The organism is Microbacterium sp. Y-01, assembly GCF_003856715.1.
In the GTDB taxonomy this organism is placed as follows: Bacteria; Actinomycetota; Actinomycetes; order Actinomycetales; family Microbacteriaceae; genus Microbacterium; species Microbacterium algeriense.
In genome coordinates, this window is the sequence record NZ_CP024170.1 from 2,036,957 (window position 1) to 2,051,161 (window position 14,205).

Annotated in this window: 15 protein-coding genes; 8 read left to right on the plus strand and 7 right to left on the minus strand. The window is 69.2% G+C overall.

Annotated features, from left to right (window positions below; genetic code table 11):
• The first annotated feature begins 38 nt into the window (after window positions 1-38).
• A complete protein-coding gene (locus tag CSX12_RS09585; RefSeq protein WP_241160426.1) occupies window positions 39-329 on the plus strand; it encodes a hypothetical protein in 291 nt (96 codons plus the stop codon).
• 50 nt (window positions 330-379) lie between these two features.
• Here the strand turns inward: CSX12_RS09585 and CSX12_RS09590 are convergent, their stop codons facing one another.
• The 3 genes from CSX12_RS09590 to glgA form a co-directional block, all read right to left on the minus strand.
• Window positions 380-637, minus strand: a complete 258-nt coding sequence (locus tag CSX12_RS09590; protein WP_017202258.1) for a type B 50S ribosomal protein L31 — start codon at window positions 635-637, stop codon at window positions 380-382.
• A 131-nt stretch (window positions 638-768) separates the two neighbouring features.
• The gene (locus CSX12_RS09595; RefSeq protein ID WP_124895631.1) at window positions 769-1,554 is read right to left on the minus strand and encodes an ABC transporter ATP-binding protein; all 786 of its coding nucleotides are present in this window, start codon (window positions 1,552-1,554) and stop codon (window positions 769-771) included.
• A gap of 17 nt (window positions 1,555-1,571) precedes the next feature.
• Complete coding sequence (gene glgA / locus CSX12_RS09600; protein WP_124895632.1) at window positions 1,572-2,756, minus strand: glycogen synthase; 1,185 nt, start codon at window positions 2,754-2,756, stop codon at window positions 1,572-1,574.
• A gap of 46 nt (window positions 2,757-2,802) precedes the next feature.
• On the opposite strand from glgA, the gene CSX12_RS09605 reads away from it, so the two are divergent.
• The 3 genes from CSX12_RS09605 to CSX12_RS09615 all read left to right on the plus strand — a co-directional run bounded on the left by CSX12_RS09605 (window position 2,803) and on the right by CSX12_RS09615 (window position 5,704).
• Window positions 2,803-4,044, plus strand: a complete 1,242-nt coding sequence (locus tag CSX12_RS09605; protein WP_017202260.1) for a glucose-1-phosphate adenylyltransferase — start codon at window positions 2,803-2,805, stop codon at window positions 4,042-4,044.
• 42 nt (window positions 4,045-4,086) lie between these two features.
• Window positions 4,087-4,722, plus strand: coding sequence for a phosphoserine phosphatase SerB (serB, locus tag CSX12_RS09610; RefSeq protein ID WP_124895633.1), 636 nt, complete (start codon window positions 4,087-4,089; stop codon window positions 4,720-4,722).
• Window positions 4,723-5,008: 286 nt separating this feature from the next.
• Window positions 5,009-5,704 (plus strand): alpha/beta hydrolase, encoded by a 696-nt coding sequence (locus CSX12_RS09615; protein WP_124895634.1) that lies wholly within the window; start codon window positions 5,009-5,011, stop codon window positions 5,702-5,704.
• A gap of 15 nt (window positions 5,705-5,719) precedes the next feature.
• Here the strand turns inward: CSX12_RS09615 and CSX12_RS09620 are convergent, their stop codons facing one another.
• Entirely contained in the window at window positions 5,720-6,430 is a 711-nt protein-coding gene (locus tag CSX12_RS09620) for a beta-ketoacyl-ACP reductase (RefSeq protein WP_017202263.1), read from the minus strand.
• Between the two features lie 138 nt (window positions 6,431-6,568).
• On the opposite strand from CSX12_RS09620, the gene CSX12_RS09625 reads away from it, so the two are divergent.
• The 4 genes from CSX12_RS09625 to CSX12_RS09640 are packed head-to-tail and all read left to right on the plus strand — an operon-like array spanning window position 6,569 to window position 8,582.
• On the plus strand, window positions 6,569-7,180 hold the full coding sequence (locus CSX12_RS09625; RefSeq protein ID WP_241160427.1) for a DUF4190 domain-containing protein: 612 nt from the start codon (window positions 6,569-6,571) through the stop codon (window positions 7,178-7,180).
• 54 nt (window positions 7,181-7,234) lie between these two features.
• Complete coding sequence (locus CSX12_RS09630; RefSeq protein WP_017202265.1) at window positions 7,235-7,582, plus strand: DUF3099 domain-containing protein; 348 nt, start codon at window positions 7,235-7,237, stop codon at window positions 7,580-7,582.
• On the plus strand, window positions 7,579-7,773 hold the full coding sequence (locus CSX12_RS09635; protein WP_124895635.1) for a hypothetical protein: 195 nt from the start codon (window positions 7,579-7,581) through the stop codon (window positions 7,771-7,773). Before CSX12_RS09630 ends, CSX12_RS09635 begins: the two co-directional genes overlap by 4 nt.
• A complete protein-coding gene (locus CSX12_RS09640) occupies window positions 7,770-8,582 on the plus strand; it encodes an SURF1 family protein (RefSeq protein WP_124895636.1) in 813 nt (270 codons plus the stop codon). Before CSX12_RS09635 ends, CSX12_RS09640 begins: the two co-directional genes overlap by 4 nt.
• Before the next feature lie 11 nt (window positions 8,583-8,593).
• Here the strand turns inward: CSX12_RS09640 and CSX12_RS09645 are convergent, their stop codons facing one another.
• The 3 genes from CSX12_RS09645 to abc-f all read right to left on the minus strand — a co-directional run bounded on the left by CSX12_RS09645 (window position 8,594) and on the right by abc-f (window position 14,112).
• Entirely contained in the window at window positions 8,594-11,704 is a 3,111-nt protein-coding gene (locus tag CSX12_RS09645) for an InlB B-repeat-containing protein (RefSeq protein ID WP_124895637.1), read from the minus strand.
• A 157-nt stretch (window positions 11,705-11,861) separates the two neighbouring features.
• Window positions 11,862-12,467 (minus strand): pyridoxamine 5'-phosphate oxidase family protein, encoded by a 606-nt coding sequence (locus CSX12_RS09650; protein WP_124895638.1) that lies wholly within the window; start codon window positions 12,465-12,467, stop codon window positions 11,862-11,864.
• A 46-nt stretch (window positions 12,468-12,513) separates the two neighbouring features.
• On the minus strand, window positions 12,514-14,112 hold the full coding sequence (abc-f, locus tag CSX12_RS09655; RefSeq protein WP_017202270.1) for a ribosomal protection-like ABC-F family protein: 1,599 nt from the start codon (window positions 14,110-14,112) through the stop codon (window positions 12,514-12,516).
• Window positions 14,113-14,205: the final 93 nt, after the last annotated feature.

Here is a 14,205-nt window from a genome sequence, read left to right on the forward strand (position 1 = left end):
GATGCCGAGCGTCCAGACCCCGGCTTATGGTGGGGTCCATGAAGGATGTCATGGCGTGGGCGACGCTGGCCTTCGTGCTCGTCACGGGGCCCGCGCTCCTCATCATGGGGATGATGCACACCTTCTCCCGCAAACCGATCGAGCAGAAGTACGAGCACGTCGCGGGCGGAGGTCTGGTCGGGGTCTTCGACGCCGTGTGGTCGCCGAGCGCGCACGAGGCCGGCCAGGAGCGTGACCGGCAGACCAGGCGCACAGCACCGGCACCCGCCCCCGGCGATCCGCCCGGCGCGCTCGAGGACGGCCGGATCGTCATCAACGTCCGCGAATGACGAAGGCCCCTCGATTCCGGGGAATCGAGGGGCCTTCGCGGAAGCGGTCGTTACTTGGACGATCCGCCGAAGCCCTTGAAGCGCTGGTTGAACTTCTCGACGCGGCCGGCCGAGTCCATGATGCGCTGCTTGCCCGTGTAGAAGGGGTGCGAGGCCGAGGAGATCTCGACGTCGATCACCGGGTACTCCACGCCGTCCAGCTCGATGGTCTTGTCGCTGGTCACGGTCGAACGGGTGAGGAACGTCTCGCCCGAGCCGAGGTCGCGGAACACGACAGCCTTGTAGTCGGGGTGAATGTCAGTCTTCATGGGATTCCTTAGTTGCTGCCCTGGATTGTGCCAGGGACGAGGGAAGTCTGCGGTGCAGAGAGCACCAAGGGTCGATTCTATCAGTACTTCGACCAGCTCAGTAACCCAGGCGGATGAGGTCGGCGCCGGGGTCAGGAGGCGGCGCGAGCCGCGTACCGACCGTCTTCGCTGGTGAGGGTGATCGGCATGCCGAAGGTCTCGCCGAGCGCCTCGGCGGTGAGCGTCTCCGCCAGGGGGCCGGCCGCGACGACCGAGCCGTCGCGGATCAGCATCACGTGCGTGAACCCGACGGGGATCTCCTCGACGTGATGCGTGACCATGAGCATGGCCGGGGTGGTCGGCGCGGAGGCGTATCCGCTGAGCAACGCCAGCAGCTCCTCGCGGGAGCCGAGATCGAGGGAGGCCGTGGGCTCGTCGAGGAGCAGCAGCTCAGGGTCGGTCATGACCGCTCGCGCGATCTGCACGCGCTTCTGCTCGCCATCGCTGAGCGTGCCGAAGGTGCGATCGGCCAGGTGCTCCAGACGCCAGTCGCCCAGCACACGCAGCGCGCGACGCTCGTCGATGGTTTCGTAGTCCTCGTTCCAGCGACCGAGGACGGAGTAGGCGGCGGTGAGGACCGTGTTCAGGACGGTCTCGTCGCGGGGGATGCGCTTGGCCATCGCGGACGACGCGAAGCCGATACGCGGACGCAGCTCGAAGACGTCCGTGCGTCCCAGGGTCTCCCCCAGGACGGTCACCGTTCCGGATGTCGGGTGCATGAGCGTGTCGGCCAGCTGAAGCAGCGTCGTCTTGCCCGCGCCGTTCGGTCCGAGGATCACCCACCGCTGATCGTCCGCGACCTCCCAGGTCACGTGATCGATGATGTTGCGCCCCTCTCGGCGCACGACGACGTCGGTGAATTCCAGAGCGCTCGGCATGGTCCCAGCCTATCGGCTCAGGCGGTCAGCTCCGCGTAGAGCGCGCGCGTCGTCTCGGCGATGGCGGCCCAGCTAAAGTCGGCTCGCGCACGCTCGCGCCCCGCCTCGCCGTACGCGCGCGCCCGCTCCGGATCCATCGCGACCTCGGTCAGCACGGCGGCGAGGTCGGCGACGTAGCGATCCGGATCCACGGGGGTCCCTGTGCCGTCCTGCAGCTGCTCGATCGGGACCAGTCTTCCCGTGACACCGTCCGCGACCACCTCTGGGATGCCGCCCGTGGCGGTGCCGACGACCGCAGCCCCACAGGCCATCGCCTCGAGGTTCACGATCCCGAGCGGCTCGTAGATCGACGGGCAGACGAAGGTCGTGGCGGCGGTGAGGATCGCCGACAGCTCCTCCCGCGGCAGCATCCGCTCGATCCAGATCACCCCGTCCCGGGTCTCCTGCAACCCGCGCACGCCCTCCTGGACCTCGGCCATGATCTCCGGCGTGTCGGGAGCCCCGGCGCAGAGCACGAGCTGCACCTCCGGGGGCAGCAGCCGAGCCGCCCGCAGGAGGTAGGGCAGTCCCTTCTGCCGGGTGATGCGCCCGACGAAGACGACGGACGGACGGCTCGGGTCGAGACCGATCGACCGCAGGAACGCCTCGTCCTCCACCGGGTGCCACCTCTGCACGTCGATGCCGTTGTGGATCACGCGCACCTTGGCCGGGTCGACCTGGGGGTAGCTGCGGAGGATGTCGGCGCGCATTCCGGCGCTGACCGCGATCACCGCCGCCGCGTTCTCGTAGGCGAGACGTTCGATGCCGCTGGAGATCGCGTAACCGCCGCCGAGCTGTTCCGCCTTCCAGGGGCGCAGCGGCTCCAGGCTGTGGGCGGTGAGCACGTGCGGGATGCCGTGCAGCTGTGCGGCGAGGTGTCCGGCGAAGTTCGCGTACCAGGTGTGCGAGTGCACCACGTCGGCGTCTGCGATGGCCGACACGATCTCGAGATCCGTCCCCAGCGTCTGCAGCGCGGCGTTCGCGCCGGCGAGCTCGAGGGGAGTCCGGTAGGCGAAGGTGTCATGCTCGTCCCGCGGATCGCCGAACGCGCGGACGCGCACCTCGATGTCCTGCCTGAGGGCTGCGACGAGCTCGGCCACGTGCACGCCGGCACCGCCGTACACCGCGGGCGGATACTCCTTGGTGATCATCTCAACTCGCATGTCTGAACGCTAGTACAGCGACGAGGAAGCCATCTATGGTTGACCCATGTCCGCTCCAAAGAAGGTCTTCGGGATCATCCTCGCCGGCGGCGAGGGCAAGCGCCTCATGCCCCTCACCGCGGATCGCGCGAAGCCCGCCGTGCCCTTCGGCGGGCAGTACCGCCTGATCGATTTCGCGATCTCGAACCTCATCAACTCCGGTCTGCGTCAGATCGTCGTGCTGACGCAGTACAAGTCGCACAGCCTCGACCGGCACATCTCGCAGACCTGGCGGATGTCGGCCCTGCTCGACTCGTATGTCGCATCGGTGCCCGCGCAGCAGCGCCTCGGCAAGCGATGGTTCTCCGGATCGGCCGACGCCATTCTGCAGAGCATGAACCTGATCAACGACGAGAAGCCCGACATCGTCGTGGTGATCGGCGCCGACCACGTGTACCGCATGGACTTCCGGCAGATGCTCGAAGCGCACATCGCCTCGGGCGCCAAAGCGACCGTTGCCGGCATCCGTCAGCCGATCGCGCTGGCCTCGCAGTTCGGCGTGATCGATGCCGACGCGGAGTCCGGCCGGATCAAGCAGTTCCTCGAGAAGCCGACGGATGCCACGGGTCTGGACGACTCGCCGCACGAGGTGCTCGCCTCGATGGGCAATTACATCTTCGACGCCGACGCGCTGATCGCCGCGGTCGAAGCCGACGGCGAATCCCCCGTGTCCGGTCACGACATGGGCGGCGACATCGTCCCCTACTTCGTGGAGCGCGGCGAGGCCGGCTACTACGACATGAAGCAGAACGAGGTGCCGGGCTCCTCGCCGCGCGACCGCTCGTACTGGCGCGACGTGGGGACGATCGATTCCTTCTTCGATGCGCACCGCGACCTGATCTCGACGCTGCCGATCTTCAACCTCTACAACATGGAATGGCCGATCCACTCGCAGGCGGTCAACTCCCCGCCCGCGAAGTTCGTCCGCGACTCGGTGGGCCGCATCGGCAACGCGATCGACTCGATCGTCTCCCTCGGGTCGGTGCTCTCCGGCACGCATCTCGAGAGGAGCGTCGTGGGGCCCTGGACTCTCGCGGGCGGCGGATCCACCATCACGGACTCTGTCGTCTTCGATCACGTGCAGGTCGGACAGGGGGCCCGCGTGCACAGGGCGATCCTGGACAAGAACGTCGTGCTGGCGGACGGTGCGACGGTCGGCGTCGACCGCGAGCGGGACCTGTCCCGCGGATTCACCGTGACGGAGTCGGGGATCACCGTCGTCGGCAAGGGCGTCTTCATCGAACGCTGAGCAGCGGCGCGACGGCCGCCGCGGGATCGCTAGGCTCGACGGGTGACCGCTGCGCGCTTCCTCGTCGTCCTCGATGCCGATTCCACCCTCATCCGGAACGAGGTGATCGAGCTGCTCGCCGATGAGGCCGGACGACGCGACGAGGTCCAGGCGGCGACGGAAGCGGCCATGCGCGGCGAGGTCGATTTCGCGGCGAGCCTGCGCTCCCGCGTGGCGGCGCTGGAAGGCGTGCCCGTCTCGGCGTTCGAGCGGGTCCGCGGTCGCATCGAGCCGACGCCGGGAGTGCGTGACCTCACGGCGGCCGTGCACGAGCGGGGCGGTGTCGTAGGTGTGGTGTCGGGCGGCTTCCACGAGATCCTCGACGACATCGCGCCCCGACTCGGGGTGGATCGCTGGCGCGCCAATCGCCTCGAACTCGCGGACGGCGCCTTGTCCGGGCGCGTCGACGGCGAGATCGTGGACGGCGCTGCGAAGGCATCCTCGCTGCAGGAATGGGCATCCGAGCTCGGCGTGCCCGCTCACGCGACGATCGCGATCGGCGACGGCGCCAACGACCTGCCCATGATGGCCGTGGCCGGACTGGGCCTCGCCTTCAACGCGAAGCCCGCCGTCCGTGAGGCCGCGAGCCTCGTGATCGGCCCGCAGGATCTGGCCGCGGTCATCCCGCTGCTCCCCTAGCCCGTCGCAGATCCGCACCCCGTCGCACCCCGAGCCCCGATCCCCGCGACCCCGTGCGGAAACCACGACCCCGCGCGGAACCTGCAACTCCGCCGGCACGTCGCAGAATCTCGGCGCCGTCGCAGCAATTCACCCGAAGCCGTGCGACGCCGGGCGGAAACTGCGACGCCGCGCGGGGACTGCGACGCCGCGCGGAAACTGCGACGCCGGGCGAAACTGCGACGCCGCGCGGGCGCGGAACTGGGGACGGGGTGCGGATGTCGGGGGTGGGCGCTAGCGTCTGCGCATGGACATCATCCTCATCCCCGGACTCTGGCTCGATGCCTCCAGCTGGGAAGACGTGACGCCGGCCCTCGAGCGGGCTGGCCATCGGACGCACCCGTTGTCCCTCCCTGGACTGGGTGAACCGGCCTCTGCCTCGGCGGGCATCGGTATCGCGGACTGGATCGCGGCTGCCGTCGCCGCTGTCGACGCCGCCCCGGGCGAGGTGGTCGTCGTCGGGCACAGCGGCGGAGGCAACGTCGCATGGGGCGTGGCGGACGCTCGTCCGGATCGGGTGCGGCGGGTCGTCTTCGTGGACACCGTACCTCCGCCCGCCGGGACGGGTATCAGCGAGTTCACGATCGTGGACGGCGTCGTGCCGTTCCCCGGCTGGGACTTCTTCCCCGAGGAGGACGTGCACGATCTCGATGAGCCCACCCGCGCCCGCACGGCACCTCTCACACGGAGCGTCCCGGCCCGCGTGCCGACCGATGGCATCACGCTGGAGAACCCGGACCGATACCACGTGCCGGTGACGCTGCTGATGGGCGGACTCGATCAGCCGACCTTCGAGGGCATGATCGAGCAGTGGGGGCCCTACGCCGAGGAGTACCGGGCCATCCAGGACGCCGAAGTCATCCGGATCGGCTCCGGACACTGGCCGCAGTTCTCCGTGCCGGAGCGTCTCAGCGAGCTCCTCGTCGCTGCCGTGGATCGCTGAGGTCGGGCTTCGAGGTCAGTGACCCATCCCGAGACCGCCGTCGACCGGGATGACGGCGCCGGAGATGTAGCCCGCGTCGTCGCCGGCCAGCCAGGTCACCACGCCCGCGACCTCGTCCGGGGTGGCGAACCGACCGGCAGGGATGTTGGCCTTGTACTGCTTCTGGGTCTCCTCGGGGAGTTCCGCGGTCATATCGGTCTCGATGAATCCGGGGGCGACGACGTTCGCGGTGATGCCGCGGCCTCCGAGTTCGCGGGTGAGCGACCGGGCGAACCCGACGAGCGCGCTCTTGGACGCGGAGTAGTTGACCTGCCCTGCCGAGCCGTAGAGACCGACGACGCTCGAGATCAGGATGACGCGGCCGAAGCGCGCACGGAGCATGCCCTTCGATGCCCGCTTGACGACGCGGAAAGTGCCACCGAGGTTGGTCGCGACCACGCTGTCGAAGTCGTCCTCGCTCATGCGCAGGAGCAGCGTGTCCTTGGTGATGCCGGCGTTCGCGACGACGATCTCGACGGGACCGAGCTGCTGCTCGACCTCGGTGAATGCCGCGTCGAGTGCCGCGGCATCCGTCACATCCGCACGCACGGTGAGCGTTCCCTCGGGTCCCTCACCGCTGCGGGCCGTCACGGCGACGCGATAGCCCTCCGTGACGAAGCGCTCGGCGATCGCACGACCGATCCCCCGATTGCCACCGGTGACGAGGACGACGCGCTGAGCACTCATGGGGGAACTCCTGATCTGTACCGAGGATCCGGGATCCCGGACCGTCAACGATCCTACCGACCGCGCCCGTTCCGACCGCGTCGGTGTTTGACACGCGACCACGGTCCTGGAACCCTGATCGTGACGAAAGGGTTCCTCGTGAGCGATGACCGCATCCCCTCCCCCGGTGGCGAGCCGCCGTTCACCCCGCCCCCGCCGCCCGCGCCGACCGGTTCAGCCCCTACGCCGCCTCTCCCGGCTTCCGCGGTCCCGCCTCCCGTGCCTCCCCAGCCCTCGCAGACGCAGCAGTACCCGGGCGCAGCGCCGAGCTATGCGCCGCCGGTGCAGCCGCCGTATGGGGTCGCACCCTCACCCCGGGCGCCGCAGGGGTATGCGCCGCCGCCTGCCCAGCCGACCTACGGCACGGCGCCGGGGCAGCCCGGTTACGCCCCCTACGCCCAGCCGTATCCGATCGCCACCCCGCGCCCCACCAGTCCCCTCGCGATCACCTCTCTCGTGTGCGGCCTCGCCGGGGTGGTCCTGTTCTGGGCGATCATCCCCGTCCTGGCCTCGATCGCAGCGGTCATCACCGGGCACATGGCGCTCGGGCAGACCAAGCGCAATCCGGCTCTCGGCGGGCGCGGCATGGCGATCGCCGGCCTCATCCTCGGTTACATCGTCCTCGGGATCGCCGCGTTCACTCTGATCAGCACGATCATCAGCTTCCTGTTCGTCGGAGCGTTCAGCCTGCCCTTCCTGTTCACGAGCTGAGCGTCCGCACGACGGCACGCCGCAGCAGCCGCATCGGCGTAGGCTGGAAGCATCGTGAAGAACGCGCGCGAAGTCCCCGCTGTCACCTCTCTCCCGCAGTCGCCGCGGGACGAGAGCGACCACCGCGTGCGCCGCTACGCGCTGACGATGTCGATCCGCATCGTCTGCTTCGGGCTGATGGTTCTCGTGCAGCCCTACGGCTGGTACACCTGGGTCTTCGGCATCTCGGCCGCAGTGCTCCCGTACATCGCCGTGGTCTTCGCCAACGCCGGAAGCGACAGCACCGAGACGGCTGCGGAGTCACCGCGGCGCGAGCTGGACGCACCGGCACCCGCGCCCCTCGATGGGCCGACCGCTCCCCCGCAGGTGATCACGATCCACGAAGGCCACAGAGACCGATGACAGATCTCGTCTGCTCGCGCGCCGGCTGCCGGAGCGCGGCCACCAAGCACGTCGTGTGGCGGAACCCGCGCATCCATGCCGCCGACCGGGAGAAGGTCTGGCTCGCCTGCGACGAGCACGTCGGATTCCTGCGCGACTATCTCGCCGCCCGTGACTTCCCCGTCACCGTCCGCGACGGGGTGCCGGCATGAGTGCGCGCTTCATCCGATGGACGGTGTACGTCCTCATCGCGATCGGCTTCGCCGTCGCCTGCGTCTTCCTGTCGAACTGGCAGTTCGAACGCAATGAGTCCCGCGCCGCGCAGATCGAGCTCGTCGAGCAGAACTACGACGCCGACCCCGCTCCCCTCGCGGACTTCATCGGCGCCGACGGCACGCTCGACCCCGCGGACGAATGGCATCCGGTCCTTCTGCGCGGCGAGTATCTGGCCGACGAGCAGGTGCTGGTGCGCAACCGCCCGCACGGGGGCACGAGCGCATTCGAGGTGCTGGTTCCCTTCCGCGACGTCGACGGACGCGTGTTCATCGTGGACCGCGGATGGGTGCCCCCGGGCGACGGCGATTCCCCGGATGCCGTCCCGGCGCCGCCGTCTGGCGAGGTCGACGTGATCGTGCGGCTTCGCCCGGGCGAGCAGCTGCCTGCGTCCGGCCGTGGCGCCCCCGAGGGGCAGGTCCCCACGATCCACCTGCCGTCCATCGCCGAGCGTGTCGACGGTGACGTCATCACCGGAGCGTACGGGCGGATGGTCAGCGAGGATCCGGCCGGCGCCAGCGCACTGGGCGGGTTCGATTCTCCGACGGACGACCCCGGCCCGCACCTGTCCTATGCGATCCAGTGGATCCTGTTCGCCCTGATGGGCTTCATCTTCATCGGATACATCATCCGCACGGAGATCGTGAAGCACCGGGAAGAGGTCGAGGGCGTTCCCGCCCCGGTCGCGAAGCGGCCCCGCAGGGACCACGATGCGAACGTCGAGGACGAACTGCTCGACGCCCGCTGAGGGTTGCGGGCTCAGGCGGAGCCCTGCCGACGGCGACGGATGAGGACACCCGCGGCCCCGACGGCCAGAAGCGCTGCCCCGAGCAGCAGAGTCCCCCAGGGGTCTCCTCCCGTGCTCGGGAGGCTTCCCGATGCCTCTCCCGACGGAGAGGGCGATGGTGTCGGAGGCACGGGAGGCGTCGGCGGCGCTGCGGCCCAGACCGCATACAGGACGACGTCGGCGGTCAAGGTCGAGAGGGAGAGACGGTCGAAGGCGGCGTCCGCGGTCTCGGCGTCCGGGCTGGTCGCCCAGCCGAGGAAGGTGGTGCCGGGACCGCTGAGTCCCAGATCGGACGCATCCGGATACGTCACGGACGCCCCCGGAGGGCCGTCCCAGACGACCGTGCCGTCACTCCCCCCGTTCTCGTGGAAGGTGACCGAGAACCGGGGGTCCGGGTCGGCGTACACGGCGAGCAGGGTCACGTCCGCCCCGGAGAAGCGCACGGTACGACCGGCCTGATACAGCCCGTCGAGGGACACCGGACTCGTGATGATGCGTGCGACGGCCATCGTCGGTCGCCGCCAGCCGACGAAGACCTCCTCGCCGCGCGTGAGGGACGAGCCGTCGGCGACGATCGCGCTCGCACCGGTGTCGTAGCCGAGCGGATCGGCCGGCACCGTGCCGCCGGTGTTGCCGTCCCCGTCATAGGTCAGCGTGAAGGGTGCGCCGACCGGCTGCTGCCACCGCGCGTACAGCCGCAGGTCGGAGCCGACCGGGGTGTCGAAGTCGTACGGCACGAAGTACCCGTCGTCGGTGCGCTGATACCAGCCGACGAACGTCTGCCCGTCGGGCTGCGGCGGCAGCGGGCCCGGGGAGGTCGCGGCGGCCTGGTCCTCCACGGTCTGCGTCAGATTCCCGATCGGATCCGGCGAGGAGGGATGATCGTAGAACTCCACGGTGTGCGGATCCGTGAGCCACTTCGCGTACAGGACGAGGTTGCTCGCGGGCATGGTCGCCCCCTCGAAGCGGAACGGCACGTTGAACTCGGAATCCGTGAACCAGCCGAGGAAGACGTCGCGTCCGCGGCTCGGGTCGGCGGGAGCTCTCGTCTGGAGGTCACCCTGATACGGGATCGCCTGCACGGGCGGGATCACGGTGCCGCCGCCCGTGACGAAGGTGAGCGCATACGTGTTGCGGCTGTAGAACTGGTAGCGGTAGCGGTCGTTGGTGTTCCTGCTGTTGTTGAGCTGATAGAGCCGGCCGGATGCCGCGTCGAGCTGGAAGTAGTTGCCCTGCGTGTTGGCACCGGTGCCGTAGCCCACGTAGGAGGAGAACCCGTCGATCACGCTCGCGACCTGACGATCTCCGACCGACGCCCAGTACCACGGTGTCCGGTATGCGCTGAAGACCTGATGTCCCGGGGCCACTTCTGCCCTGACCGCGGTCTTGTCGTTGTTGTAGAGCGTCGAGACGTGCAGGGGGTCGTTGGGCACGCCATCAGGTCCGAGGACGTCGTCCGGCGCGCCCTGCGACTGATCGAGCAGCTCCACGAAGTCGTAACGCTGAGTCAGGACCTGCGTGCTGGCTGCCGCCATCTTTCCGGTCATGGAGGCGGTGCGCGCCGCCAGGTTCACGGAGCCGACGTCCGCCCCCGCGCCCGTGTAGTTCGCCGTGAACGTCTCCGGTGTGATCTGCAGCGGCCCCCAGCCTCGCAGGACGCAGTTCTGGTCCACGGTGCCGGCGTCGTACGCGGTGATCATCCCTGAGCCATCGTTTTGCGAGAGCGGTACCGGAGCCACACCCGCCGCCTGCATGTTGAAGCCGATCTTCTCCCGCACCGAGAACGTGCCGAGGAGCTGCCCGTCGCCCGGGACCGTGCCCTGGTAGTAGGTCGTGCCGCCGACGTCCATCGTCACGTCGTAGGTGCCGGCGGCGTTGCAGCGCGCCGGGACGTTCGCGGAGCTGCCGGGAGCTATGAGGACGAAGTCGATCCGCCACAGTGCCCGGGTCAGGTACACGTTCACCACGGTGGATCCGTCACCGCGCACCGTGACGTCCTGCTGGCTGACCGCGAGATCGGCGAAGGCGAGCGGATCGGACTGCACGAGTGCGGGGTCGAGCTGCGCCTGGACCAGATCCTGGATCGCGGGAGGAAGCGCCTCCTTCGTGGTGGGGCCGCCCACGGCCGTGCCGGCGGTCGCGGTCGACGCCACGTCGTCGAGGAAGGTGTACGTCGCCGGATCCGCGATCTGGGCTGCGCTCAGGGCGCCGTCCGACGGACCCCATGCCGGAATGCTCCCTCCCGCGGGCGTGAACACCGGCGACGGGTAGGAATCCGCGACGACATTGGACTTCTCGAGCCAGTAGCTCACGTGGTATTCGACGCTCTCGCCGACCCACCCCGCGTACAGCGTCGTGGGCTCCGTGATCGGAAGCGTGACGGGTTGCGTGCGTGCGGCATCGGCCCACCAGTTCGTGAACGAGTACCCGGTCCTGGTCGGCGGCGGCACCGCCGCGAGGTCGCTCGCGGTGAACGCGGTGTCGGGCTCGATCACGAACACAGGGTTCACGGCGGTGCCGTCGGTCACGAACGAGACGGCGAAACCCGCGGCGAAGATCGGGATGAGGTGCAGGTTCTCCGTGACGGGAGAGGAGAAGTCGTACGGGGCGCGGGTGGGGTCCCCCTGCCTGTACCACTCTCCCGTGAAGACCATTCCCTCCGGGACCTGCGTCACATCCGGAGCGATCTCACCGAGCGTCTGGCCGTTCTCCACCTCGTCGGAGTCGATGATCCGACGCGCGTCCGCGCCGCTCGGCCCCGCCAGGAACTGGACGACCCTCATGTCGGTGAAGCGGGCGTCGACGACGAGGTCCCCGGTGATCACGGTCCGCGCGAAGTCGAAGGGCACCTCCTGCCCGCCGGACTCCGTCACCCAGCCGTCGAAGACTCCGTCCTCGGCGGGAGGTGCAGGCTGCCGAGGGGCGAGCCCGCCGTCGGCGACCTGGACGGTGGCGATCGGGACGTCGAGGGAGCGGAACGTGACGGTGTGATAGTTCCAGATGCCCGGTGTGGTCGGACCTCCGGCCGGCGCTGCCGCGAACGCGGGCTGGGTGACGACGGCCGGCGCGAGGAGCGCGAGCACGAGAGCGGCGGCGGCCGTGACCTGACGAGCCTTCGAGAACCTGATGCCGTCACCTCCCCCGACGTCACCGTGCGATCAGATCGTTACAGTGTGGCACCGGCGCGGTCGGAGGGCCAGACCCTCTTCGTGCTCCGCCGTCGACGCGGAGCACGCGACATCAGGCTCTCCTTCCCGCCTCGGACGGGCTTCCCGACGCGTTGAGGATCCAGCCGTGCTCAGCGCGCTCGTACACGATGCGGGTGTGATTGCGGTCCGTCGATCCCTGCCAGAACTCGACGCGGTCCGGCACGATCCGCCAGAGCACCCACGCCCCGTCGGCGATGCCGTCCCGCGCGGCCGCGGAGCGAGCGGCCAGATCCGCGGCGCTCTCGGCGGCCGATGCCTCCTGCACGGCTCCGCGCACGCGCACGGCTCGAACGAGGGGCTGCCACCAGAAGTTCAGCGCGGCAGCGGGTCGTGCGGCCAGCTGCCTCGCCTTGCGCGAGGACCTCGGCCCGGCGAAGGCCCAGCCGCGGGCGTCGACGTCCTTGAGGATCAGCGTGCGGGCGTCCGGGATGCCGTCGCCGTCGACCGTCGCCAGTGTCGCCGAGTGCGGTTCCGGGACGCCGGCGGAGGAGGCCGTCGCGATCCAGTCTCGGAACAGCGTCACCGGCTCCGGGGGAAGCGTCGCGGCATCGAGCGGAGGAGCGCTGCCCGTCAGAGCAGGCTGCGCACGCAGCCAGGAGGCGGTCTCGGACGGAGAAGCGCTGTGCTCTGCGGACATGCGTCCGACTATGCCACGGGATCGGGCGGACCGATCCCGCGACAGGTCAGGCGAGCTCGATGAGGTCCTGGTACTCCTGGCTCCAGATGTCCTCGACGCCGTCGGGCAGGATCAGCACGCGCTCGGGGTTGAGCGACTGCACGGCACCGGGGTCGTGCGACACGAGGACGACGGCGCCCTCGTAGTGCGCGAGCGCACCGAGGATCTCCTCGCGTGACGCGGGATCGAGGTTGTTCGTCGGCTCATCGAGGAGCAGCAGGTTCGCCGAGGAGACCACGAGCGTCGCGAGCGAGAGCCGCGTCTTCTCTCCACCCGACAGGACTCCCGCAGGCTTCAGCACATCGTCGCCCGTGAACAGGAACGATCCGAGCACCTTGCGGGCCTCGGTCTCGGTGATGTGCGGTGCTGCGGAGACCATGTTCTCCAGCACCGAGCGGTTCACGTCGAGGTTCTCGTGCTCCTGGGCGTAGTAGCCGACCTTGAGGCCGTGTCCCGGCTCGAGCTGCCCGGTGTCGGGCTGGTCGACGCCGGCGAGCATGCGCAGCAGCGTGGTCTTGCCCGCGCCGTTGAGCCCGAGCACGACCACCTTGGAGCCGCGATCGATCGCGAGGTCGACATCGGTGAAGATCTCGAGCGACCCATACGACTTCGAGAGCCCGGATGCCATCATCGGGGTCTTCCCGCAGGGTGCCGGCTTCGGGAAGCGCAGCTTGGCGACCCGATCTTCCTGGCGCACCTCGTCGAGCCCCGCGAGCAGCTTCTCGGCACGCGCGATCATCTGGTGCGCGGCAGCCGCCTTCGAGGCCTTCGCCCCGAAGCGCGCGGCCTGCAGCTGCAGGGTCGTCGCCTTCTTCTCGGCGTTCGCGCGCTCCTTCTTGCGGCGCTCCTCATCGGCCACCCGCTGACGCAGGTAGTTCTTCCAGTTCATGTTGTACGTGTCGATGACCTGACGGTTCGCGTCGAGGTAGAACACGCGGTTGACCGTCTCCCCGACGAGCTCCACGTCGTGGCTGATCACGATCAGCCCGCCCTTGTAGCCCTTGAGGAACTCGCGCAGCCACACGACACTGTCGGCGTCGAGGTGGTTCGTCGGCTCGTCGAGGATCATCGTCTGCGCGTCGGAGAAGAGGATCCGCGCGAGCTCGATGCGGCGACGCTGTCCACCGGAGAGGGTCGACAGCGGCTGGTCGAGGATGCGGTCGGGAAGCGACAGGTTGTTGGCGATGGACGCCGCCTCCGCCTCCGCCGCATAGCCGCCCTGGGCCTCGAACTGCTCGGTGAGCCGGGCGTAGCGCTTCATGGCCTTGTCTGCCACCGCGGGGTCGTCCGACCCCATCGCGAGGGCCGCCTCCGTCATGCCGAGGTTGAGCTGACCGAGCCCACGGGCGTCGAGGATGCGTGTGCGCGCGAGGTCTTCGGGGTTGCCCGAACGCGGGTCCTGCGGAAGGTAGCCCAGTTCGCCGGAGCGGGTCACGCTTCCGCCGGATGGCAGCACGTCTCCGGCGAGCACCTTGGTGAGCGTCGTCTTGCCGGCCCCGTTGCGGCCGACGAGTCCGATCTTGTCTCCGTCGGCGACGCGGAACGAGACGTTCTCCATCAGCAGGCGCGCGCCAACGCGGATCTCGAGGTCGTGCACGGCAAGCACAGCGGACGTCCGTTCTTTCGGGGAGGGTGTTCGACCAATCGGCCAGCCTCCCAGTATAAGCGGCGCAGCCGAGGGTTCCGCCCAGCAAGATCA